This is a genomic window from Methanocella paludicola SANAE, from assembly GCF_000011005.1.
Taxonomy (GTDB): Archaea; Halobacteriota; Methanocellia; order Methanocellales; family Methanocellaceae; genus Methanocella; species Methanocella paludicola.
Genome location: NC_013665.1, coordinates 312254 through 335413 on the forward strand (window position 1 = coordinate 312254; position 23160 = coordinate 335413).

Consider the following 23160-nt stretch of genomic DNA (forward strand, 5'->3'; position numbering starts at 1 on the left):
AAAGCGTCTTTCGGGCCGATTTAAGAACAACATTCCAATTTACAATACGTTTAAATATTTGGGTTCCTTATCTATTCTAGTATGAACGCTCGCCGGACTTCGTATTGTCCGGGATACTGGTTTTTGCCGGGGGGCAATGCCGAGGACGACGTCGAGCGAGATCGATCATTTGAGGCTGAAGTGGAAAAACGTTCAATATAGCTTGAGGAAAGGTTATGACAAGAATATTGCCGGGAGTCGAAATTCAGGTAATCAAGGAGATCGTGCCCCAGCAGCTGAACCCTTCAGGCGTCGTGGCCCTCATAGGGACGACGGAGAAGGGCGAGGCGCTGGTGCCCACACCTGTGAGCAGCTACGCGGAGTTCGCGGACAAGTTCGGGTCGAGCGAGAGCTTCACCGTCACGAAGGACGCCAAGCAGGCCTTCCAGAACGGCGTGTTCCAGGTAGTCGTTGTGCCCATCAGCGGCCAGAACGGCACGAAGGGCACGCTCGTGTTGAAGGATAGAAAGGGGCGGGACACAGTGCTCCTGACCGCGAAGTCGTCGGGCGAGGAGGGCAACAAGATCATGGTGAAGGTCGAGGGCGACGCCGACTCGATACGGGTATCCGTGTCGGACGGGGCGAGCCTGGAGATCTACGAGGACGTGACCATGAACTCGTCGAGCCAGAACTATCTCGTGGACATCATCAACCAGAGGTCCGCCATGGTAACGGCCGAGGACCAGCATTCGAGCGCCAAGTTCCCGCACAACAACCCCGCGGCCGTCGAAGGCCAGCTTTCGGGCGGGGTCACGGGCGTCATTTCTAAGGCCGACTACGAGGCCGCCCTGGACAAGCTCGAGGGCGAGCCGGACGTGGACATCGTGGCCGCCTGCGAGGTCAGCGATCCGGAGATCCACGCGCTGATCGAGGCCCACTGCCTGAAGATGAGCATCGACGCCAAGAACCGCATAGGCCTTGGCTCGGTCGCGAAGGGCGAGAGCATCAAGGACATCTGCAACCGCACGACGGTCATGGCGAGCGACAGGTTCGTCATCGTGGCGCCATACGGCTGCCTGGGAGCGGTGGCCGGCCTGATGAGCAGGCTGAACTATTACGAGTCGCCGACGTTCAAGCCGGTAAGCGGCCTGGCAAAGCTGGAGAAGAAGTACACGCCCTCGGAGCAGATGGAGATGCTCAAGGCGGGCGTGCTGCCCCTGGAAGCCCAGAAAGGCCGGGGCATCGTGGTCGTCAAGGGCATATCCACGAGCAAGGAGCAGATCAGCGTCACCCGCATCGCGGACCACGCGGTGAGGGGCGTAAAGAGCGTGTCCGACCTGTTCATCGGTACGCTCAACAGCCCGACGGGCAGGGCCGCGCTGAAGGGCAAGATCATCGAGTTCTTCATGAGGATGGAGTCCGAGGGCGCCATCGTCCCGAGTACGGACGGAAAGGAGCCGCCATTCCTGGTGGACGTCTACAGCTCCGAGCTGGACTTCGCCCAGGGCATCGTGCGCGTGAACATCGCGGTGAGGCCGGTCCGGGCGATGGACTATATCTACGCGACCATCAAGGTCGAGGCGTGAGGTGTTTTAAATGGCTGTACAGTTATTTTCTGCACGGTGGAGCAACGTGACCATAACGCCGTCCATGGGCGGCAGCTCCGAGACGGTGGGAGTCCAGTCGATCGAGTACTCCATAAACCTGAACAAGGAGGACCACTTTGAGGGCGGGAGCCACCTGAGGACCTACGTGTCCTACGGATACAAGCAGGTCAAGGGCAAGATCCAGGTCAAGTCCGTGAGCACGGTGCTCGACGCCCTGCTGGACAAGATGGAGGAGATGAACAACAGCTTCTCGCTGCACGTGGACCTCTCCAACGGCACGGACCACAAGGTCCTCGACTTCTTCGAGTGCTACCTCGAGAGCAAGGAGTTCGGGATCGACGTCAACGGCAACGGCATATCGACGTACTCCTTCACCGCGAGGGACGTCAAGGAAGGCGCGTAGACAGGAGCATCCCCTAAATGAAAAAACTGACCAAGGAAGACATCCTGAAGGGCAAGGATAAGCGCGAGACGTTCCGCGTCGACGCTTACGATTCCGACGTCGTCCTGCGGCCCCTGACCGACGGCGAGCTCAGCGAAGTGTTCGCCGTCATCGGCAACGTCCCTCTCAAGAGCGACGGCACGCCGGACGGGGGCCAGGTCGACATCGTCAAGAACTTCAAAGCGCTGCGGCTTGTCACGTCCCTGGGCCTCGTCGAGCCGAAGCTCAGCGTGGACGAGGTCGGCGACATGAAGTTCGGCGTCCCGGAGCAGATCGGCACGCGCATCCTGGAGATCAGCGGCATATCCTCAGCTGTAAAAAAAGAGCTGAGATGAAGAGGTTCGTCAGGTCCCCCGAGGGCCAGGAGCTCGCCATGCTGTGCCTGGATTTCGGGTACAAGCTGGCCGACAGGCCCGGGGACCTCACCCGCCCTCAGATCAACTTTCTTGCCCTGGCGCTCTCGGACCGGCTGGAGAGGATAAACCTCGCCAGGTCCGACCGGCCGGGAGTGAATAAGATTGTCTTCGTGGACGATGACGAGGATGAAGAGGAATAAGGGGGAGGCTGCTTACGACAGCGATCAATGACCTGGTCGCGGCTGCGGCAGGCATCAGGGTACCTATTGGTATTTTGTATGAGAGCCTTCCTCCTGCGGCCGCCCGGATCGGCTCCGTTTCTACGATAGGCTTAGAGCGGATGGCCGGCCCCGATAGCCCGGCTGAGCAGCCGCTGCCTGCCAATATTATTTTACTTATCGAAGAGCTTCGCCGCTCTGTTATAGAGCTTAACGCGAGGGCCGCCAGCGTCCCCGAGATCCACAAGTACTATTTGCCTCCGGCCGCCCCGGCCCTGGCCGTGCCCGCGCCAGTGCAGGCGCCTGCCGTGGAGCCCGTGACGGTTTACGTTCGCGAGCAGGCCGACCAGGCAGATAAAAATCAGGAGCCCGTTGAACTTTCAAGGATCGTCCCTGCAAAGCCTGCGCAGGCAGTTGATAACGACATCATCCGGTCAAACGTTGTCCTGGGAAGACTCAGGGAGGACTATGCGGGGCTTACTTATGACCTGGCAGAGGTAGAGCGCCTGATAAAGGAGGCTATGCGCTCGTCGGCCGCCGATATCCCGGCCATGGTGAGCGCTAAGGCAACCCCGATAATGCCCTCGCAGCAGGCGGGGGGAGAATACGTCGAGCGCCCCGCCCCTGAAGTCATCGTAAGGGAAAAAACGTCTATAGTGAAAGAGGTAGTCACGAAGGAGGGCGCCCGGGAAAGCAAGGCTGGTCTGGACGATGCTAAAGTGTCTAAGCCGGCGGTGCTTGCCACGGCCCTGGCCCAGGGCATAAGTCTACCTGGCGTGATCCGGAAGTCGACCGTAGATATGATGATAATGCAGGCGGCGCTCGCCCCGGAGCCTGCCCGGTATCTGGCAGTCCCCGTCGTGCCTGAAAGCCGAAGCGCCATCGCGCGGGACGCTGTGCCGGATATGGTATCCTCTAAGATCCCGGCCCCAGAAGCGCCGGTCGTGCAGGCCCTGGGCATCGCCCGGGCCTTCAACGCCCTTATAGGCTCATATCTCTCTTTCCGCGGCACGCCGGCCCGGCGAGGGGACATAAAAGACGGCGTAACGCAGCTTTTACTATCACTTCCGGAGCAGAAGGCCGTCGAAGGGCCAGCTTCGGGCCTGTTCGACGCCATGGCCGCGCTCCAGGCGGCCGGGCCGAAGGCGGCCGGGATGCTTCAGCCGGTCGAGATAGCGGCAAGAGCGCCAGCGACTGCGGCGGCGCCGTTAACTCAGGATAATGAGCCGATGCGTTCTACCGTCCTTGGCGACCTCGGCGAGATGCATAACACTATGGTGGCCCTGCAGGACGCGGTCGGCAGCCTTCGAAGGGCGAGCCCGCCGGTCGCTGAAGTTCCCGAAGCTGCCGAGATCCCTGCGGCCGAATGGCCCGAATACGAAGGCGAATTATCGGTCATTCGGGCCTCAATAGCCAGGCTCCAGGCGGCCATGGACTACCTCAGTGTCAATGTTCCTACGCTTGCGGACCTCGTCGTGATCCAGAGATCTGTCGTGGACATTCCACAAGTTGCGGCGCCGCAGGCAGCAGCGCCGGTGGCCGTTACTATCGAAGGAGTACCGCCGAAGGCCGCCGCGCCCGTAAGCCTCCCGGACCTGTCCTGGGTGACCCGGGAGTTCTGGCAGATGCAGGGCATGATCGCCCGGCTCCAGGTGCCCATGTACGCGGAGGGCGGGCTGGTAGAGGAGCCTACCCTGGCGTTCGTCGGAGAGTCCGAGCCCGAGTGGATCGTGCCCATGAGCGCCTGGGACGCGTCCCAGTCGAAGCTGAACGATTTCTACCACATGCTCTGGTCGCAGATCCAGGACCTGGGCACCTCGATGCAGGATACCGTGGACGGCGTGAACGAGGCACTCGAGGGCATAACGCCTGGCGGCGAGGGAAAACCCGAGGACACCGACTTAAGACAGCAGCTACAGGATACGATGAAGGAGCTGGTGGATAGGTACCTGGGCATGATCGGTCTCAGCGTGGACACTTTGAAGGACGCCGAGAAGACCGCCGGGATGGGGCTGGTCCTGGGAACGGCTACCGTCGCGTTACCTTATGCGAAAAAGGTCATGGTGGGAGACGATGAGGAGGATAAGGAAGAATCCTCCGGCGGCGGAAAGGAAGACGATAAAGAAGAGGACGATGAGGAAGACTTCTGGGAGATGATCGACGGCCTGGACGAGGCGGCGTCGATCAGCGATAAGCGTGACGGGAAGTTCGACCCGGATGAAAAATAAGCGGGCGTGGTAAGGATGGACGTAGAGATAAGTGAGACTAAGACGGCGGGAAAAAAGCTCGTGCTTACATCTTCAGGCCTTGGGCTATACGTAAAGAGCCTGCTCGGCGTCGGCGCGTACTATAGCGTGAACAACGTGACGATCTCCGAGAGCAGGAACTTCGTCGAGCACACCATGCCCGGCAGGAAGGGCAGCGTGTTCCAGGACATGGGACGCCCTGCGATCAAGGTCACCATCGAGGGTAACATCGCCGAGGACGGCATCTACTATGGCCTGTCGGGCAAAGGTAAAAACACGATCATGCTGGAGGAGCTGCACAAGCTCTGCGACGCGGGCAATCCGGTAGACTTCCTGTGCGATATGCCCGCGCTGTTCGGGGTTTCCCGCGTCATCATCCAGGAGCTCGAGGCCACCGAGGTAAAGGGAAGAAAACACAATTACAATTATAAGCTTACGCTGAAGGAGTGGAGCGAGCCTGCCATGGGCTCGGACGCTCTCCGGAACAAGTACGTGGAGAGCATGAAGAAGGACGCCAAGATACAGCTACTGAAAAAGGGCGTCGTCGCCGGCGCCGCGGCCGGTGTCGTCGTGACCTATATGGCCGTCACGACCGTAAAAACGAATAGGCTCGTTATTAAGCTCGATATCGATAAGCGCGTGGTCACGGCCGAGGAGGCCGTGGATATCAAGGCATCGGTAAACGACTCTAAGGGCGACCCCGTCGCCGACGCGGACGTTACGATCAAGCAGGATACCAAGGAACTGTTCTCGGGGAAGACCAATGCGGAAGGCATTGTTTCCGCCACGTTCCAGAGCCCCGATGCCGGCAATTATACGGTCACCGCGACAGCCGTGAAAAGCGACTATGGAGATGGCGAGGCTAGCGCTACCGTCACCGTGGATACCAGGATAAAGGCCAGGCTTTCGACCGATAAGGCCACGATCAAGACCACGGGTAAGGCTAACATCAAAGTGACCGCGGCGGACTGTAACGGCAAGGCCATCGAGGGCGCGACCATCGAACTGGCATGCACGGGCGCCACGCTCGAGCCGGCCAGCGGCAGCGCGGACTCGCAGGGAGCCTTCACGGCCAGCTTCAGCTCCACGACCGCCGGGAGCTACGAGGTCAAGGCCACAGTGAAGAAGTCGCCGTACGCCGATGGTAACGCGAACGTCACGATCAAGGTGATCACATAAGGGGAGAATGGGATATGGACAGGGCCGGGAGGAAGTGATATCGTTTGCCGCCATCTGCTAAACTGCTGCCAAAAATGCCGCTACCTAAAAAACCACTACCTGCAATACCAAAAATTAAAAAGCCGTTACCTAAGATACCGTTATCGAGCCGTTACCGGCCGATCTATAAGGTAACGATCAAGACGCCCCAGGGAAAGCAGTACGAATATAACTCGTGGTATTACAAGGACCCTACGGGCATTAAAACGAAGCAGAACAATAAGCTGGCCATCTATATCGATCGCGACCTGGAGAAGAAGCTGGACGTATGCCTGATGAACATCTCCCTCCGGAGCGGGGACCTGATCGACACTGCCAAGAGCCCGAAGTTCGGCGACATCCGGATCGGCTCCGTGATCAAGGTATACCTTGGCTACGCGAACGTGAACGAAGAAAACCCGAGCCTCAAGGAAAGCGATATTGCGTTCGCCGGCATCATCGACGAGATCTCCCACAGCTTCAAGAAGATCTCGATCACCGCGTTCAGCATGGCCTACAAGATCATCTTTAAAAAGGCGGACCCGAAGAAGTTCGAAGGGGACGACTGGAAAAAAAATGAAAAATCCTCAAAGGACATCATCACGACCCTGCTGGAAAAGAAGCTGGACGTCGATAAGATCGACGAAGGCCTGAAGTTCACGGCCTATACGCCTAGCGATGAACAGTCGATCTACGATAATATCAAGACGCTGGCTGACTGTAACGGGTTCCTCTTCTATATCTCGAAGGATGGCAAGGCCCGGATCCACGAAAAGAGCTCCCGGGCCCATTCGTTCAAATATGGCGAGGACATCCTGGAGAACAGCATCACCATGTCCAAGCCCGCTTACGATAAGGTCGAGGTCAAATTCACCTATAAAAAGGACGGCAAAGATACTAGCGTCCTCTCATCTAAGCCGATCGCCGGCAGCACCCTGGCAAAGGATAAAAAAGAGGAAACGAAAAATATCGACTTCGGCCTGGCCGATGACGTGAATACGGCAAAAAAGATCGCGGAGAACATCCTCCGCGGGATCTACGTGATCGAGACGGGCGAGGTGAAGGTCATCGGGAATACCGGCGTGGACCTGGGCGATGAGCTGACGATCTCCTTCGACAGTTCGGCCCCGGGCGCGAAAGAGCTCGATTACATGAAGCGCGACAAGGTGGTCATAACCAGGGTCACCCACAAGTACGGGAAAAAATCGGGCTTTACCACGACGATCGGATGGAAGAAGTTCGAAAAGAAGAAGCCATGACGACGGCAGGACAGGGGAATAGAGGGTAGAAATATGGTAACAATGCCAAGATACTTCATCGATATAGGCCAGGTCACGAAGGTAATGCCACATAAGAGTAACAATGACGGCGCCAATTACCACTGCGATATCATGCTCAGGGATAGCGGCAACAGCCTGACCAACGTGCCGGTGGCCTCGACGCGCATGGGTTTCGCATGCATTCCTGAAGTCGATGACCATGTGCTTGTGGGGTTCATCCGGGGCAACCTATACATGCCGGTCATCCTGGGCACCCTGTACAACGACCAGGCCAAGCCCCCGCTGTATCTCGAAGGCGAGGCCGTCTATGTCTGTCCCGAATATAAGCAGAAACAATCGAGCGATCCAAAGCCGGAGGAGCTTAAGCGCATATACATGGAGTTGCCGAAGCATAAAATGAAGCTCATCGTCCGGGAAGAGGACGTGCACTATGAGCTTCTGAAATACAAGTTCGACCTCAAGAAGGAAGAAGGCATAAAGCTGGAGGTCAACGAAAAGACGAGCCTGGCCATCAGCAAGGACGGCGACATCACGATCACCGCAAAGGATACTAAAATATCGATCAACAAGGAGGGCGAGATCGCCATCGACTCGAAGCAGAAGGTGGGCATCAAGACCACGGCGGAGGTCAGCCTGGAGTCGAGCGGCGGCGACATGAAGCTCACCGCGAACAACATCACCCTCAAGGGCAACCAGTCCGTCAGCATCGAAGGCACGCAGGCGGTCGAGATCAAGGGCACGAACGCCAAGATGGAAGCCAAAGCACAGCTCGATATCAAGGGAGCGATGGCCAAGGTGGAAGCGACCGGCATGATGGATGTCAAGGCCTCCGGTGTCATGAACATCAAGGGTTCTATCGTGAACATCAACTAGGTGAGAGCATGGGCATGCCAGCAGCAAAGATGGGAGACAAAGTGATGGCCGTGGATACGCATATATTCCTGATCCCTGCGCCACCGGGGCCTCCGGTACCGACGCCCCTGCCGAGCCCGTTCAACGGCACGATCACAGGTAATTGCAGCACGAACGTGATAATAGAAAAGAAGCCGGCCGCAACGGTGGGCTCGACGGCGATGAACATGCCGCCCCACATGCCCCAGGGAGGGCCGTTCCAGGTGCCTCCCACGAACCAGGGACAGATCATCATGGGCAGCCCGACCGTCATGATCAACGGCAAGCCGGCGGCCCGTAACGGGGATACGGCCCTGACATGTAACGATCCGGCGCCGCTCCCGATCGGCAAGATAATCGCAGTGGGTACAGTAATGATAGGTTAGCGGGGTAAAAAATGCCAGATAGCATATATGGAAGCGATATAAAGCTGAGGATGGGCCAGTATGCCGGATTCTACGGCATCGGCGCGGACCTCTACGTCAACCGCAGGGGCGACGTGGACATCGTGTCCGGAAGGGAGAACCTGGGCCAGGCGATCATACACCGCCTGTTGACCAGGCAGGGAGAGCTCGAGGAGCTGGGCTACCCGGAGTACGGCTCGAACCTGCACGAGCTGATCGGCAGCCCTAACAACCTGAAGACGTGGAACCTTGTGAAGCTCTACGTGAACCAGTGCCTCTCCCAGGAGGTCCGGGTCGAGAAGGTCGAGAGCATTGATGTCATGCCCCATGGCAGCGACCCTCATGCCGTCGTCGTCGAGGTCGCCATCGTGCCCATCGGAAGCGAAACCCCGCTCGGCATCTCGTTCCCTTATAATCTGGAGGTGGAATAGTGTCATACGTGCCTAAGGCATACAGGGATATTGCGGACGCGATACTATCGCAGATCGCCAGCGGCGTCGTGGAGCAAAAGTTCACGTACCTGCCTGACGGGGGAGTATACACCCTGTCATATCCGGAAGAGAAAACGGTGGTCAAGGTCGAGGGCAGCCTGAACGGGTACCCCCACGTGTTCACGAAGGACGTGGACTATTTAGTGAGCGACCACACGCTGAAATGGCTCCAGGGCTCAAAGCCCGACGGCAACACCCCGTTCACGGTTTATCACCTGGCCGGGACACCGGTGGACATCACCGACGTCAACCCGGGCAGCGTCGTCCGGACCATCATCGAGTCGATCGCCGTCGAGATGGGCTTCCTGTACACCCAGATGGAAGCGGTCTACGAGTCGAGCTTCATCGATACCGCCACGGAACAGGCCCTCGACCTTGTCGTCGCCATGCTGGGCGTCACCAGGAAGCCGGCCGAGCATGCCACCGGGGACGTCACCTTCGGGAGGAGCGGCGAGCCCAAGCTGCTGAGCGTCCCGAACGAGGCCATCGTATTCGACGGCAAGGATGCCCACGCGCTCAAGAACGGCATGGTCAAGAGCGTTAAGTCCATCGAAGGCCAGGCTAATGGCACGGCGGTCCAGTTCGCCGAGGGCACGGACTTCAGGCTTGAGAGCGACCGGATCGTCTGGCTTCAGCCGGGTAAGCGTCCGGATAAAAGCTCGGTCTTTTACGTCAACTACAGCTATTACGAGAAGATCATCATACCAAAGGATAGCGAAGTATCCACCTACTCCAGGAACTCCGAGAACATACGGAGCTTTAAGACCATCCGCGAGGCCCTGCTGACGAAGAACTCGGCCGGCAAGTGGGAGATCATCGTGCCGGTCGTGGCGACGGTGCCGGGCAGGGCGGGGAACGTCTTTTCCGGAAGCATCAGCATGATGCCCACGGCCATACCCGGGGTCGACTACGTGGTCAACAAGAGCGACATCATGGGAGGCGCCGAGGTCGAGGGCGACGAGGAGCTGAGGGACAGGGCAAAGCGGGCCATGGAGCGGGCTGGCAAGGCGACCACGCGGGCGCTCCAGCTTGCCGTCCAGGCCGTCGAGGGCGTCACGGGCGAAGTCGTGGTGATCGACCAGCCCGACGGCGTGCCGGGCATCATCCAGGTCATCGCCACGGGTGGAGACCGGGAGGAGATCGAGAACGCCATCGAGGAGACCCGCTCGGCCGGGATACGCGTCGAGCTCAAGCGGCCCGTTTCCGTGCCGCTCGACGTCCGGCTCATGGTATACACGGCGGCAGGGGCCGAGATCGAGGCGGTCAGGCAGGGTGTCGACCAGGCCGTGCGTAAGTACTTCGCGTCCCTGGAGATCGGCGACGACGTCATTATAAGCCGCATCATCGAAGCGGCTGTGAGCGTTAGCGGAGTAAAGGACGTGCGCGAAGTGACGATCAACGATAAGGCGGAGAATGTCCGCATCAAGAGGGATGAGAAGGGCGACTGCAGGCTGCTGGAGCTCTTCATGGAGGCATGATGTCAAGGGCTGACGATATCGCCGACAGGCTGCCCCACTTTTACATGACGTGGAACGCGGACTCGGCGGTCACTACGCTCATCCGGTCCGTGGCAAACGTCCTGGACTACACTCAGTCGGACCTCATCGAGATCCTGCGGTCCCACTGGGTGGACACTGCCCGGGGCAATGACCTGGACCGGCTGGGCCTGATGCTCAGCACGCAGCGCAAGGTCGGCGAAGCGGACCAGGAGTACAGGGGCCGCCTGAAGACCGCCATCATAGGGTACAGTGGCGGGGGCACGCTGAACTCCATCCGTATCATGATAAGGATCGCGCTGGGCCTGCCGGAGGACTATCCCATCGATATCGTCGAGAACCCGAAGGAGAACATGAAAAAGTCCTGGACCGTCCCCGCGAACGGGGAATGGGCCGTGGACCCGGTCAGCATCTCCTCGTCGCAGCCCCGGATAACGCTCGCCGTGGAGACGCCGGACGTGGAGATCAACAATCCCACGATCACGAACATCGACACGGGGCAGTCCGTCACCTTTAACGGCAGGATGGCCCGGGGCGACGTGTTAAACCTTTATGCGGGGCGGGCGATACTCAACGGGGCGGACAGAACGGCCTCGCTCTCATCGACAACGCCGCTGACGCTGCCCAGGGGTAAGACCCGGTGGAAGTACACGGAGGCGGTGGGGTCCAACCTGGGGGTCTTTGACCGGGCGCAGTTCGACAAGTCCGTGTTCGCCGTGGAGATCGCGACGAAAGTGACCTTCGAGTGGTCTGCATACCTGCCCGCCACGTTCGAGGTCCGGATACCGTCGGCCTCGCTCGAGAGGGTCGGCGCCAGGCCGGAATACGTACAGGGCCTGCTAGACTCGCTGAAGGCCAGCGGAGTAAAGGGCACGGTGAAGGTGGTATGACTATGATTAACTTGAAAGAGAATCGGGAGGGGTGAGCAATGGCGCTTGAATTGAGCTACAAGAAGCCCGGGGACCTGATCAGGTCCGAGGAATGGAACAGGATCATCGACGAGCTGGCGGGCCTGCGCAAGTACATCGATAACATGACCAGGAGCGTGACGCTTACGCAGCTTTCCAGCCCGGCCGGCAAATCGTACAACCTGAGCACGAACATGGAGGACGAGTACAACTACGGCATCGACACGATGGGCCTCATAACGAAACAGTTCTACACGGATAAGAACACCGTCGGCACCATCTGCAGGTTCGGGCTGAACGACTACGCGGACACCGTATCGTACTGGTCCGGCGCCGTGGGAGGCGATAAGGAAGTCCTGGACATCACGGTCGAGTACGTGGACGGCACGGCCTTCAACGCCCGGGGCGTCTACATACACGAGTGGTCTAACCTCCGGCCCAGGGGCACGAAAAACCCGTACGTTGAGTACCTGCAGTCGCCGAACCAGCGCCTGTGGTACCGCTACGTGCTCGTGAACCCGTACCCGGACAAGGAGATCCGCCATATCACGTTCGCCGACACGAGCAAGGACAGCGCCGTGAGGATCGCCAACGTGCTGCACTATACGACCCGCGTGAAGCAGCTCGTCCTGCCCGTCGTGAAGACGTGATGCCATGATCGGACAGATCGACGACGCCCTGCTCGATCGGCTTAAGAGCGGCCTGTCGCTTGCTAAGGACGAGGTGGCGCTGGGCCCGGCGGCGGGAAAAAAGAGGTCCGTATCGCTGGTCTGCACTGACTTTATCGTAGACGAGACCAGCGTCGGCGGCTCCATGAGCGTCAAGTACGAGGAGGTCGTCGACATGCTGGACGCCGACGGCTCCACGGCCATATTCCGGCTTTCCAGGCCTCCTGTCAAAGCCATTATAAGCGTGGAATGCCCTCCGGGCACTTTTAAGAAAGAGGGCGACGACTATATGGTCGAGCCTTCGAGGGGCATCGTGAGCCTTCGGGCTGTCCCGAAGAAAGGGAAGGAGTCCGTCAGGGTGAAATACAGCATCCCCAGGGCCATCGGCGAAACCCAGAACGTCCACATGGCGCTCACGTACGCGATCACCGTGAAAGAGGCCGACCTCCGGACGAGGGAGGACATCGCCATGGATATCATTCGCCTGTTCTACCGGGAAAAGCCCTTTCTGGTGGAGCGCGGGGTCGAGGAGATCCAGATCGTCAAAGGCTTCGGTAACGGCGCCGAAGGCTCGCCGGAAGACGAGCTGACGCTCGTCTATAAGGTGCTGGCGACGCTAAAGGTCGATATCGTGACCGTGGGCCCGCTCGAGAAGATTAAGCTGGACGGTATCCGGGTCAAGTGACGGCGGCGATTTGCTGCTATCATTTTATTATTTATGCTTTATTGTGTTATTCTATCCAGTCTCTCATGCCGTCAAAGCCCGCGAAGAGTCCTAAGTCCGCGAAGATTATTCGAGCCCGAAGACCGCGAAGCCTACGCGAAGACCGCGAAGACTTTCTTAAAGAATAAATTACGGGATTTTGACTTAATCAAGAAAAAATAAAATTATATTATAATGAATCTTCGCGGTCTTCGCGTAAGCTTCGCGGTCTTCGGGCTCGAAACCGTCTTCGCGGTCTTACGACTCTTCGCGGGCTTCTGTCGGACGCTCAGTTCATCGACGCAGTAGCCTTCTTATCATCCGCTGAAACCGCAGGCGCACCGCACGACGGGCATACGGGCAGGCTGCCCGGTATGGGCTGGCCACAGTTTGCACAAAGCTGACGGGACATGCTCCGGAACTCCACGCGGCCGGTACCCTTTAGCGTGCCCATGGTCGCGGTCACCATCGCGATGCCTCCTTCTTTATTGGAGACGATCGTGGCGTTCGCCGAGTTAGCCCTCGCGGGCATGTTGACTATCGAGCCGACGATGTCGCCGAGGGTCGTGTTAAGCTCGATCACTTTGTCGGACAGGGGCACGACATAGTTGCCCTTCGAGTTCCGTATGCGGACGTTGACGCTGGCGGACGACTTGCTGTCGGCGATGATCATGCCCGGGGTGATGGTTACGGCCAGAGAGCCTCCCTCGAGCTTGAACTCGACGGGCACGGACGCATTGGCCTTATCGCCTATCTTAGCCTTTATGGTGACGGGGCCGAACTCCTTGGAGGACGTCAGGACCGCGTCGGCGAAGTTCCTGCCTGAGGGTATGGTGACGCTCTCGATCCGGCCGGCAGTGGACTCGAGCTCGACGTACGTGTCGCTCCGCGCCTTCTTCGGCCGGCCGAAGCCGTTAAAGACCTCGATACGCACGGGCAGCCTGGACATGCCGTCCGCGGGGATGGCGCCCACCTTCGGGACGACCCTGAGGTCGTATTCCCTCCATTTCTCTATCAAGGTCACCAGGATGATGAGCACGATGGCGATGATGATGACCGCAATGATGAAGTAGATCAGGATCTGCATGTCGAACATGCCCTGTTTTACCTTGATGAAGGTGCTGTAGCTCGCCTGGCCTATCCCCTCGGAATAGGCGGTGACTCCAAGCGTATATGTGCCCTCGGAGCCCGCTGTGTACTGGGCGACGAACTTGCCGTCGCTGTCGGTAACGCCGGACTCTGGGGTGATAGTGCCGCCCGTTGCCACGAGGCTGACCTGCGCGTTGCTCACTGGCATGACGCCGTCCGTGACCGTCACCGTGACCTCGGCCTTCGAGTTGGGGCTGACCGACTTGGGATCGACGCTCATGGCGGCGTACAGGTGCCTCTCATCGGCGCCCACGACCTGTACCGCGTAGCTCACCCTGGACGCCGGGTGACCGCTAGCCGTTGCCGTCACGGTAAGTATGTACGAGCCAGGGTCTCCCGAGTGGAACATGGCGAACATGTTGCCGTCGCTGTCGGTCGTGCCCGAGGACGGGGTTACAGAGCCGCTCGTGGTCTCGATCTTTATCGAGGCCCCCGGCACGGGGATGCCGCCATCCATGACGCTGACGGTGACCTCTGCCTCCGAGCCGATGACCACGGGCTGCTGCTTGACCATGGCGTTCACGGTAAGCGCCCCGGGTATGGCGTTGACTACGCTGGCGGCCAGCATCGCGGTGCCCGGGTCATATCCCGTGGCCGTGGCCGTGATTGTCAGCGAGTGCTGGCCTGGGTTGTCCGACTTGAACGTGGCGTAGCAGACGCCGTTGCCGTCCGTCGTCGAGTTGAGCATGATGATCTGGCCGCCGGTGCGGTCGATGCTCACTTTTGCGCCGCTGACCGGCCGGGTCCCGTCCGTCACGGTGATGGTGATCTTGCCTTCGTATCCGGCGACGATCTGCTCGGTGTCGAGGTTCGCGTTGACGTATAACTGTTCCACGTCGGGCGCCGGGGTAGGTGTCGGCGTGGGCTCGGGCGTCGGCGTTGGGGTGGGGGTCAGGCCATGGATGGACAGCGTATAGGTCTGTGGATTACCCGGAACTGCATCGTCCGATACCTTTTGAAGGCCGAAGACGACCGACTTTTCGCCCTGTGCCGAAGAGTTGACCAGCACGGTTATCTTCTGGAATCTTTCTTTGACCGCGAAGTGGACCGTGTATGGAAGGCCGGCCGTCGTGGAGTAGTCATCGGGCGAGGCCGCGCTGCCGCTGGCCCGGTAGAAAATAATGCTGGACTCCCGGTCGTATGCCGACCTCTCTATTATTATCTCGCATAAGCCACCGCTATTGGCGTCAAAGCCCGACTCGGTGAAATAGACGTCATAGGGTTCAGGCACGCGCTCCGATAGGTCTATGACCTCCACTTCCACGTGGTCTAAGGAACCGATCGAGACGTTATCCTGCGGCTGGAGCCGGAAGTATGCGTACTGGGCATCGTGCGTCCTGTTATCCTCGATCACGCTGATGTTGACTGTCTTGCCGGTCTCGTTCGGGGCGAACGTTATAATACATTTTGACGTGCTGTCCAGCGCCGGGTCAGCCTGGAACCTTGAGACGTACATGTTCCTGCTCAGCGTATTATCATACTGGAATACGACCCTGCTCTCGACGTTCTTCGCGCCCGACCGGGTCAGATAAAGGCTGACGGTGTTCCCTTCATTGACGCTGGCGATGCCGGCCGTGAAACTGACCACGGGGTAAGGGGTCGTATCGGAAACGGCCAGGGCGTTCATCGAATTGCCGATGGTGGCATTAACGGGGTTTGTGAGCGTGAAGTCCAGGCGATAATCATTGCCGCAGATGACATCGTCACGGGTCGTGACCGTGATGTTGGCCGTCTTTTGCCCTGGCTGGAACAGGACCATGTTCGTCGGCGATACCGAGAAGTTATCCCTGCTGTGGCCTTCGACCGTATAGCTGAACTCCACGCTGCTCCTGATGTTCGTGGCGCCGGTCCTGCACAGGGTTATATCGATAGCGTTCCCCTCGTCGACGGCCTCGCCCGACAGCACGAACTCGATCTCCGGCAGCGCCGTCCTATCGTTGATCGTCAGATCATTCGAGCCCTTCGTTCCGATCAGCGCCTTGCCGCCGTTCACGGCCTCGAGGGTAAATTTTATCACCCGCGTATCATCGTAGGCAAGGTTGGAGTCCGCGTTTATGGTAATGGTCTTCTCTTTCTCGCCCTTCTGGAAGGTTATCTGGTAATTATTATTGTTAAGCTGGGTGGCGTTGTTACCGGTGACCGCGTAGTAGCCGGTCCCCGGAAGGATGTCCATGCTGAGCTCGACCTTGCTGGCGGTGTTCGATATGTCGCCTTCCCGGGTGACCGTGAGGTTGACGCTGCCGCCCTCGTCGACGCTCTCGCTCGTCTCCTTGAACTCGACGACAGGCGTCGAGCCGCTGCTGGTCACCGTCAGGTTATTCTTGACCGTATTCACAAGCCTGCAGCCGACAGGGTTCGAAAGCTGAAGGGTGACATTATAATCGTTTTCGAAATAGCCGTCAACAGAAGTACTGACAGTGATATACTTGACTGTCTCGCCTGCCGCGAAGTTGACTGTCTGCGGCTGCGGGGAAACGGTAAAAGTGCCGCCCCTGGTGGCGTTGCTCATGCACGTGTAATCGACGCTGCTCGGCATGTATGTGGCCCCGGACCGGACGACGGCGACGTTGATCGAGCTTCCCTCGTTGACGCTCTCCTGCACGGCCTGGAACTGGGTCGTAGGGAGCTTATCGATGTGGAGCGTGTTCCGGTCGGGCCATCCCGGATATGTATATAAAGCACCAGATACTTCCAGTGTGAATTCCTGAGACACATCATTAGCGATCGAATTGCTCGCGTGGAACACGACCGGGATCTCATGCCAGTACGTATAAACGGGCGTAAAGACGTACGTCGCGCTTCCGTCGGAATTGAACGGCACGCCGTTCAACGTCGCCGTATAATTAGTGCCGTAGGTCGCGTTACCTCCAGTGGCCCTCATCTTAATGGTCACCGGCAAACCTCCGATTATCCAGGCGTCGGGGTTATCATAAATGATAGTGAGCCCGACGGTGCTGCCTTCGCCCACGCTCTCGGAGGTCTGGTTAAAATAGACTAGCGCTGAACCGCTGGCCTCCGCGGAGATGAGCGCTGGCAGCAGAGCGAGCGCCAGGACGAATAACGCCAGCCTGATCTGGCGCATCAATTGAGCCCTCCGACGGGCGGCACTTTTACGCGGACGTTCTGCATGGCCCCGCACTTGTGGCAGAACTGGGCCTGCTCGGGAATGACGGTACCGCAGGTCATGCACTGCTTGGTGTCCACGCCGGACGGCGGGTTCTTGCCGCAGGCCGGGCAGGACTGGGCGTCGAGGGTCATCGGGGAGCCGCAGTTCATGCAGAACCGCTTGGGCAGGCCTCGGAACTCGATCTTGGCCTCTCCCCTGAGGTTGCCCATGGACGCGGTCACGACCGATATGCCTGTCATGTCGCCCGAAAAGATGGTGGCGTTCGCAGACTGGTCGCCTGCGGGCATGTAGACGGAGCTCACGGCGTCACCCAGCGATGTGTTGAACTCGATTACCGTGTCCTCAAGAGGCTTCACGTAGTTGCCCTTTCCGTCCTTCACTTTGACCGTGATGGAGGCGGAAGACTTCCCGTCCGCCGGTATCGAGTCCGGGGCCACCGTAACTTCGAGGGAGCCGTTATCTACTACGTATAGGACTTCTGCCGATGCTACATCCCGGGCTGACTTCGCGGTGATCGTGACCGTGCCGAACTCTTTGGAGGCGGTTAGGTCAGTGTCGATGTAGTCCCTCCTTGACGGCAGCGTGACGCTCTTGATGGTGCCCGAGGTCGCCTCGAGCTCCACTTCCACGTCGCTGCGCATCCTGCTCGGCATGCCGAACCCGTTCACGTACTGCACCCTGACGGGCACCTTCGTGACGCCGTCCGCCGGTATCCTCGTCTTCTTCGGCACGATGCTGAGCGACTTCCGCAGCCACTTCCGCAGGAACCACACGATGGCGATGATAAGGATCGCCAGTATTACGATGATCAAGGCGATCCAGAACACGAAATCGCTAAGCACGAGGCTCTCGGTCGCGTCGACCATGGCGTTGGAGCTCGCCTGCTCGAACCCGGTGGCCGTGGCCACGACCGCGATGGTGTAGGTGCCGGCGTCGTCCGGTATGAACTTCGCGTTGTACTTGCCGTCCGAGTCTGTCTTGCCGTATGCGGGCACGATGCTGCCCCCGGTGCACGTGACGTTGATGCGCGCGTCGCTCAGCGGCTTTACGCCGTCCGTGACCGAAATGGCGACCGTAGCCCCCTCGTTCACGTCGACGGGCTTCGGGTCGATGGTCATATTAATGTAAAGCTTCTTCGGCGCGGCGCTCGCGGCCTCGATCGCCGTGCTGCTCGTCGCCCTCTCGTAGCCCGTGGCGTTCACGCTGGCCGTCAAAAAGCCGAAGCCCGGGCTGCCGGGCTTGAACTTCGCCAGGAACTTGCCGTCGGACGTCGTCAGTCCGGAAAGGGGCGTGACCGCGCCGAACGTGCTCGTCAGGTCCACCCGCGCGCCGTTGACGGGCTGCGTGCCGTTCATGACGGTGACGGTGATGACCGACTCGTTGCCGATGACGACCGGCTGGGGCGATACCGTTACGTTCATGGTCAGCACGTTCACGGCTGCCGGGGCCACGGTTATTATCGTGTTGGCCGTCGCGGTCCCGTAGTCTGACTTGTTGGCCGTGACGGTGAGCACGAACGAGCCCGAGGCGTTTGACGTGAACTTCGCATAGCATGTGCCGTCCGAGGCCGTCGTGGGTAACAGCCTTGTGACCTTGCCGCCCGTGCTGATGAAGCTGACCGTGGCATCGCTTACCGGGGCGCCATTATCCGTGACCTTGACCGCGATGGACGCCTCGGAGCCCGAGGTCAGCTCTTTAGGCTCGGCGGTTACATTAAGGGACAGCATTTTTGCGCCGGCCGGATTGACCACGATCACGGCGCTCGAGGACTGGTCCAGGTACCCTGACGTGTTCGCGCTTATCGTCAGGTCGAACCTGCCGGAGGACGACGACGTGAAGTTCGTCAGGAAGACGCCGTCCGAAGTGGTGGTGCCGCTGGAGCTCCTTACTGTCCCGCCGGTGCTTATGACGCGTACGAAAGAGTTCTTCAGGGGCGTGGTGCCGTTCATCACCGTGACCTTTACCTGCGCATCGGAGCCAGCTATGATCGGGTTAGGGTCCACGGTCACGTTCACCGTCGTCACGGGAAGCGGCGTGGGCGACGGCGATGGCACAGGCACGGGCACGTCGACGGTCTGCACCACGATGCCGGAGGGCATGCTCCCCACCTTGATCCTGCCTATCTCTACCTGCCTCGACAGGTCTACGACCGATATGGAGCTATCCGAGTCGCACACATATAGCGTATTGTTATCGAAAGCCATTTCTTTGGGGCCATAGCTGACGGGTATCGTGACGCTTATGCGGGACAGCGTCGCGTCTGCGATAGCGATAGAATTGGGAGCGCATGAAAGGTACACGCCGGTGCTCGTGTTGTCCGGCAGGAGCCGATTCACCTCGCCGGCGACGCCGCTGGTGGATATCGTGTGGCCGGTGACATATATTATTCCCGACCCCGCCAGGCCTATGAGCAGGTCGGTGTTGAACATCGAAACGTTATTCTTATGGGCCACGTACACGAACTGGCCGTTGGCAGAGAAGGCGACGTCTGTCGTGTTGAATACCTCATAATCGCCGCCTCCGTTGTGATGGAATATATTCACTGACCCGATCTCGCTGTACGTGTTGAGGTTATAGATGACCAGCTCGTTATCGTAATAATGCGTTATGAACAGGTACGGGGTGCCGCCGAAATATGTTACCGCGATCGCGCGGACGCCGCCGCTGCCCTGGTTATATTTCTCCGATTCGATGGTTTTGCTCACCAGCCCCGTGTTCATGTTGATGACGAAGATGACACAGTCGTCGGGGTTACCGGTAAGATTGGCGGCCACGTAGGCGTAGTTCCTCTGCGGATCCGCAACGATCCTGAAAGGATGATAATCCGGGATAGTTTCCTCAAGGTCGATCGTTCTTACCACGGTGCCGCCGGCGAGATCTACCACAGATATATCGTTGTCCCCGTAGTTCAGCACGTATGCGTACTTGCCGCTGGAATCGACGGCCAGGTCCTTCGGCTGACTGCCGACGATGGTCTTCGTGGACTGGTTTACCATGTACGGATCGACAGTCCAGACCTCGCCGTTGTTCTCACAGGTGACGAATACCTTTTTTACGAGCTCTGCCTGTACCGGAGTACATGCAAGTAACAAAAATACAGCGATTATTATAGATAAGATACAGGCAACTAACGCTTTTCGAACCATTTTTATGCCCCCGACTCTACACCAACCACTTGATAATTTATCTATACAAGGGCCTAGTAAAAATATGTTACTGTTAGTTCAGTTTGCCTTTAACGTATGTGGAAGAATATTTTTGAGATAACCCCTGGCAGGGGAAATTTTTACTGAGAAAAAATAATATTCGAGAATTAAAAATGCCCATTAGATGTTGACGTCGGTGCCGATGTGCTCCTTAAGGGCGCGCTCGTAGACGAGGTGGGCCACGGCCATGTCCTGGATGCTCAGGCCCGTGGAGTCGAAGACGGTGATCTCCCTGTCGCTCGTTCTGCCGGGCATCATGCCCACGATCACTTCGCCTATAGTGCCGGCCAGTTTATCTTTATTCAGGAGGCCCTGGCTCCAGGGGACGTTGATCTCGCCACTATGGGAGGCCTGCTCGACGGAATCGACGAAGACCCTGGCCTTGACGGTCAGCATGGACTCGAGCTCCTGCTTGCCCGGGGCGTCCGCCCCGATGGCGTTGATGTGCGTGCCGGGCTTCACCCAGTCGGCGATGAGCACCGGCCTGCGGGCGGGCGTAATGGTAGCGATAATGTCAGAGTCCGCCGCCTCCTGGGCTGTCATTACCGCCTGCGCATCGTACCCCATCTCCGCCCTGATGCGCCCCGCTAACGCCTCGGCGTGCTCGGGGTGGCGGCTGTAGACCTTGACGAGCTTGATCTGCCGCCCGAACACCACGTTGTAGGCGAGCATCTGCGTATAGGCCTGGTGGCCGCTCCCAATGAGGCCGACCACCGAAGAGTCCTTGCGGGCGAGGTACTTCGCCGCAACTCCTCCAGCAGCGCCGGTGCGCTCGTCAGTGAGCGTGGAGCCGTTCATCACGCAAATGAGCCTGCCTGTCTCAGGATCGTTCAGGAGTATGGTCGCCATGACCGTTGGGAGGCCTTTTGAAGGGTTATCGGGGTGCACGTTGACCCATTTTACACCTGCCGTGCCTATGGACGGCACGTAGGATGGCATGGCGCGAAAGTCCCCGTAGCCCTTTATGTCGAGGTATATCTTACTGGGCATCTCCACTCTGCCTTCGGCGTACTCCGCGAAAACGTTCTCCACCGCGGGGACGATATCGTTCATCGTGACTAGCCGTTTTATGTCCGTATCCGACAATAGCCTGACCATTAAATTTCTCCGTAATTATACAATAAAAAAAGAAGGGGCAATGGGTAGATTAAGCTTTCCAAAAAAGGTGAAAGCTTCGCTTTCCAGTGCCCATCGGGCTTTAATAAACCTCGTTCAACAGCTCGTAGTATGACTTCTCATGATCGCACGACGGGCACTTCGCCGGGGGCTCCCTGCCGAAGTGCACGTATCCGCACTTCCTGCATACCCAGGCTACTTCCTGCGGCTTCTTGAAAAACGTGCCCGCCTCTACTTCCTTGAGTATTCTGGCGTACCGGCCGCCGTGGTGCTCTTCCGCATTCGCGATCGACAGTAAGCGCCCGGCAATGTCCTTGTAGCCCTCGGCTTTGGCGACGCGGGCGAACTCCGGGTACATGGTCGTGTACTCGTACGTTTCGCCGGCTATGGCGGCCTTCAGGTTCTCCACGGTGGTGCCCCATACGGTGGGCGCGGCCGCCTCGACGTGGATCTCGCCGTAATCGTCAGTCGACTTCGCCTTCAGCTGGTTGATCATCTTCATCAGCCACTCGGCGTGCTCGTTCTCGTTGTCCGCCGTGAGCTGGAAGATCGCGGCGATCTGCTCGTACCCTTCCTCGCGGGCGGTGCTCGCGTAGAACGTGTAGCGGTTCCTTGCCATGCTTTCGCCGATAAAGGCTTTCGTCAGGTTCTCAATGGTCTGCGTCATGTTCGGTTCCTGTCACATTTATATTTTTATTACAAGTTTAATATCCTTCTCATTTCGAGAGGAGGAGCCGCATTCTGCGGCCCCTGTTGCTTCATGCAGCTTCGCAGCTCATGATCGTTAATCAGGTGGTATACATGCCTGCTACTTCCGCGCGGAGCACTCCATCTCCAAATGTTCGATAGTAAACGAACATTCTGTTATATACGAACAATAACTATTTGTAGTTTATGGTCATAGTATGGAAGAGATGAAGCAAAAAAAGGGCCGCGATGAGCGGGCGGCGGAGCTCTTTGCCACCGAGGGCGGAATACGGGCTGTCGACAGCCCCGTCCGCATGAGCATCCTCTCCATGCTCCTGGAGAAAGAGATGAGATTCGACGAGATCGTCGAGGCCTCGGGCAGGGCTAAATCGACCATATCCGTACACCTGAAGAGCCTTGCCGACGACGGCATCGTATCATCGCGCGCCGACCCCGCAGACGCCCGTAAAAAGATCTTTTTCATCGATTCCAGCTACCTAGGCGGCCTGTCCCGGCGGAAAAAGCTGAAAAAGGACATGACGGAGTACATATCTAAATATGCCATGTCGTCCGGCGACCCGTTCGCTTTCTTCCGGCTCATGTTCCGCACCATACGCGTGGCCCTCCTCGACGAGGGCATCGACCTGGACCCCGTACTCCACGAGGCCGGCGCCAGCGTTGGCGAGGCGCTCTACCCTCGTGTCGCCGACCCGGACCTGGGCCGGCTGCTGGCAAACCTGGCGAAATTCTGGGAGGCGCAGAAGCTGGGACGCCTGGATGTCAGGAGCGTGGAACCCCTCGATATCGTCATCTGCGACTGCTTCGAATGCCAGGACCTGCCGTATCTCGGGAGGCCGGCGTGCGCCTTCGACTCGGGCATCTTCGAGACCATCTTCACTAAATACTATAACAGCCCGGCGAAGGTAAAGGAGACGAAGTGCTACGCCATGGGCGACGGGCGGTGTGAGTTCATCATTGAATAAAAAATG

At 58.7% G+C, this 23160-nt stretch carries 19 protein-coding genes; 15 read left to right on the plus strand and 4 right to left on the minus strand.

Features of this window, described 5'->3' with window-relative positions:
- Positions 1-215 precede the first annotated feature (215 nt).
- The 14 genes from MCP_RS01600 to MCP_RS01665 all read left to right on the plus strand — a co-directional run bounded on the left by MCP_RS01600 (position 216) and on the right by MCP_RS01665 (position 12868).
- Positions 216-1565, plus strand: a complete 1350-nt coding sequence (locus MCP_RS01600) for a phage tail sheath subtilisin-like domain-containing protein (protein ID WP_012899063.1) — start codon at positions 216-218, stop codon at positions 1563-1565.
- Between the two features lie 10 nt (positions 1566-1575).
- Positions 1576-1989, plus strand: coding sequence for a hypothetical protein (locus MCP_RS01605; RefSeq protein ID WP_012899064.1), 414 nt, complete (start codon positions 1576-1578; stop codon positions 1987-1989).
- Between the two features lie 17 nt (positions 1990-2006).
- Entirely contained in the window at positions 2007-2363 is a 357-nt protein-coding gene (locus MCP_RS01610; RefSeq protein WP_012899065.1) for a hypothetical protein, read from the plus strand.
- Entirely contained in the window at positions 2360-2584 is a 225-nt protein-coding gene (locus MCP_RS01615) for a hypothetical protein (protein ID WP_012899066.1), read from the plus strand. Before MCP_RS01610 ends, MCP_RS01615 begins: the two co-directional genes overlap by 4 nt.
- Positions 2585-2658: 74 nt before the next feature.
- The gene (locus MCP_RS01620) at positions 2659-4830 is read left to right on the plus strand and encodes a hypothetical protein (protein WP_012899067.1); all 2172 of its coding nucleotides are present in this window, start codon (positions 2659-2661) and stop codon (positions 4828-4830) included.
- Positions 4831-4845: 15 nt separating this feature from the next.
- Entirely contained in the window at positions 4846-6027 is a 1182-nt protein-coding gene (locus MCP_RS01625; RefSeq protein WP_128566960.1) for an Ig-like domain-containing protein, read from the plus strand.
- A 74-nt stretch (positions 6028-6101) separates the two neighbouring features.
- Positions 6102-7304: a hypothetical protein gene (locus MCP_RS01630; protein WP_128566961.1), complete on the plus strand. Its 1203-nt coding sequence runs from the start codon at positions 6102-6104 to the stop codon at positions 7302-7304.
- A 33-nt stretch (positions 7305-7337) separates the two neighbouring features.
- Positions 7338-8198, plus strand: a complete 861-nt coding sequence (locus MCP_RS01635) for a phage baseplate assembly protein V (RefSeq protein ID WP_012899070.1) — start codon at positions 7338-7340, stop codon at positions 8196-8198.
- An 8-nt stretch (positions 8199-8206) separates the two neighbouring features.
- The gene (locus tag MCP_RS01640) at positions 8207-8602 is read left to right on the plus strand and encodes a PAAR domain-containing protein (RefSeq protein ID WP_012899071.1); all 396 of its coding nucleotides are present in this window, start codon (positions 8207-8209) and stop codon (positions 8600-8602) included.
- A gap of 11 nt (positions 8603-8613) precedes the next feature.
- Positions 8614-9051 (plus strand): GPW/gp25 family protein, encoded by a 438-nt coding sequence (locus MCP_RS01645; RefSeq protein ID WP_012899072.1) that lies wholly within the window; start codon positions 8614-8616, stop codon positions 9049-9051.
- Positions 9051-10589: a baseplate J/gp47 family protein gene (locus MCP_RS01650; RefSeq protein ID WP_012899073.1), complete on the plus strand. Its 1539-nt coding sequence runs from the start codon at positions 9051-9053 to the stop codon at positions 10587-10589. The genes MCP_RS01645 and MCP_RS01650 overlap by 1 nt, the downstream gene beginning before the upstream one ends.
- On the plus strand, positions 10586-11497 hold the full coding sequence (locus tag MCP_RS01655) for a hypothetical protein (RefSeq protein WP_012899074.1): 912 nt from the start codon (positions 10586-10588) through the stop codon (positions 11495-11497). The genes MCP_RS01650 and MCP_RS01655 overlap by 4 nt, the downstream gene beginning before the upstream one ends.
- A 38-nt stretch (positions 11498-11535) precedes the next feature.
- Positions 11536-12165, plus strand: coding sequence for a hypothetical protein (locus MCP_RS01660; protein ID WP_012899075.1), 630 nt, complete (start codon positions 11536-11538; stop codon positions 12163-12165).
- A 4-nt stretch (positions 12166-12169) separates the two neighbouring features.
- A complete protein-coding gene (locus MCP_RS01665; protein ID WP_012899076.1) occupies positions 12170-12868 on the plus strand; it encodes a hypothetical protein in 699 nt (232 codons plus the stop codon).
- A 307-nt stretch (positions 12869-13175) separates the two neighbouring features.
- On the opposite strand, the gene MCP_RS01670 is transcribed toward MCP_RS01665, so the two are convergent.
- The 4 genes from MCP_RS01670 to rbr all read right to left on the minus strand — a co-directional run bounded on the left by MCP_RS01670 (position 13176) and on the right by rbr (position 22151).
- The gene (locus MCP_RS01670) at positions 13176-17117 is read right to left on the minus strand and encodes a Calx-beta domain-containing protein (RefSeq protein WP_012899077.1); all 3942 of its coding nucleotides are present in this window, start codon (positions 17115-17117) and stop codon (positions 13176-13178) included.
- The gene (locus tag MCP_RS01675) at positions 17117-20308 is read right to left on the minus strand and encodes a double zinc ribbon domain-containing protein (protein ID WP_012899078.1); all 3192 of its coding nucleotides are present in this window, start codon (positions 20306-20308) and stop codon (positions 17117-17119) included. The genes MCP_RS01670 and MCP_RS01675 overlap by 1 nt, the downstream gene beginning before the upstream one ends.
- Before the next feature lie 180 nt (positions 20309-20488).
- Positions 20489-21466, minus strand: coding sequence for an alanine dehydrogenase (gene ala, locus MCP_RS01680; protein ID WP_012899079.1), 978 nt, complete (start codon positions 21464-21466; stop codon positions 20489-20491).
- 100 nt (positions 21467-21566) lie between these two features.
- On the minus strand, positions 21567-22151 hold the full coding sequence (gene rbr / locus MCP_RS01685) for a rubrerythrin (protein ID WP_012899080.1): 585 nt from the start codon (positions 22149-22151) through the stop codon (positions 21567-21569).
- Positions 22152-22398: 247 nt separating this feature from the next.
- Between rbr and MCP_RS01690 the strand changes: the two genes are divergently transcribed.
- Positions 22399-23154 carry a V4R domain-containing protein gene (locus MCP_RS01690; protein WP_012899081.1) on the plus strand — a complete coding sequence of 252 codons (756 nt, stop codon included), beginning with the start codon at positions 22399-22401 and terminating at the stop codon, positions 23152-23154.
- The last annotated feature ends 6 nt before the right edge of the window (positions 23155-23160 follow it).